Annotated in this window: 1 protein-coding gene; it reads left to right on the top strand. The window is 45.3% G+C overall.

Annotation, left to right across the window (positions count from 1 at the left end; translation table 11 throughout):
* The coding region (locus A3738_RS00975; protein WP_197473493.1) for an NADP-dependent isocitrate dehydrogenase at positions 1-986 on the top strand (986 nt) is incomplete at both ends.

Here is a 986-nt window from a genome sequence, read left to right as displayed (position 1 = left end):
GACAAGGGTATTTCAAACTTACACGTTCCTAGCGACGTGATCGTTGATGCTTCTATGCCCGCAATGATCCGTATCGGCGGTAAGATGTGGGGCACCGATGGTAAGTTAAAAGATACCAAAGCGGTGATTCCAGAGAGTACCTACGCGACTATTTACCAAGAAATTATCAACTTCTGTAAGCATCACGATAACTTTGATCCAGTGACTATGGGCACGGTTCCAAACGTTGGTTTGATGGCTCAAAAAGCAGAAGAATATGGTTCGCACGATAAGACATTTGAGCTTGAAGCAGATGGAACTATTCGTGTTATTGATGATGCGGGCAATGTCTTGCTTTCTCACGATGTTGAGAAGGGTGATATTTGGCGTATGTGCCAGACAAAAGATCTTCCAATCCAAGATTGGGTGAAATTAGCCGTTACTCGTGCACGTGCTAGCGGTATGCCTGCAGTATTCTGGTTAGACCCAGAGCGTCCACATGATGCATCGATGATCTCTAAAGTCGAAATGTACCTGAAGGAACATGATACTGAAGGTCTCGACATCCGTATCCTTTCGCCAGACCAAGCGATTCGCTTAACCATGGAGCGTCTGATTCGCGGTAAAGACACGATCTCAGTGACTGGTAACGTATTACGTGATTATCTAACGGATTTGTTCCCAATTCTTGAATTAGGTACAAGTGCAAAAATGCTCTCTATCGTGCCATTGATGGCTGGTGGGGGTTTGTTTGAAACAGGTGCTGGTGGTTCTGCGCCGAAGCACGTTCAGCAATTCAATGAAGAAAACCATTTGCGTTGGGATTCGTTAGGTGAGTTTTTAGCGATTGCGGTATCACTCGAAGATTTGAGTGACAAAACGGATAACCCTCGCGCGAAAGTGCTTGCAAGTACGCTTGATAAAGCGACTGAAGTCTTCCTTGATGAGAACAAATCACCTTCTCGTAAGGCGGGTGAGATCGATAACCGTGGCAGTCATTTCTATCT

Source organism: Oleiphilus sp. HI0066 (genome assembly GCF_001635725.1).
The sequence above is the reverse complement of the archived record's forward strand: the minus strand, read 5'-3'. Positions and strand labels throughout refer to the sequence as shown.